At 60.3% G+C, this 486-nt stretch carries 1 protein-coding gene; it reads left to right on the forward strand.

Annotated elements, in window-relative coordinates; genetic code table 11:
- Positions 1-447 (forward strand): IS3 family transposase (locus DW850_RS10320; RefSeq protein ID WP_199575698.1); only part of this gene is annotated, 447 nt, incomplete at its 5' end.
- Positions 448-486 lie beyond the last annotated feature (39 nt).

Below are 486 nucleotides of genomic sequence, written 5' to 3' on the forward strand. Positions count from 1 at the left end.
CCCTGGGGCAAGGCCTACTTCGCGCCGGTCTACGATTTCGGCAGCAAGGAGATCGTCGCCTGGTCCACGTCGCTGCATCCCAACATGGCCCAGCAGCACGAGCTGCTCGACCAGCTCGTGTCCAAGATGCCCGAGGGCTCCAGGCCGGTCCTGCACTCGGACATGGGCTGGCAGTACCAGCAGGCCGGGTGGTGCAAGCGGTTGGAGGAGGCCGGCGTGGTGCAGAGCATGTCCCGGAAGGGCAACTGCATCGACAACGGCGCGACGGAGCAGGTGTTCGGCCATATGAAGGACGAGTTCTTTCGCGGAAGAAAATGGCCTTGCTTCGAAGACTTCAAGAGAGACCTGGACGAATACATCATCCATTGGAACACGAGAAGGAGGCAGGTTAAACTGAAGGGACTGACCCCGGAGGAATTCCGGAATCAGTCCCTATGTGCGGCGTAGGCCGCTTATTAGCCCGTCCAAGAATTGGGGCGCAGTTCA

Origin of the sequence: Collinsella sp. AM36-4AA, assembly GCF_003467795.1 — a bacterium.
GTDB lineage: Bacteria > Actinomycetota > Coriobacteriia > Coriobacteriales > Coriobacteriaceae > Collinsella.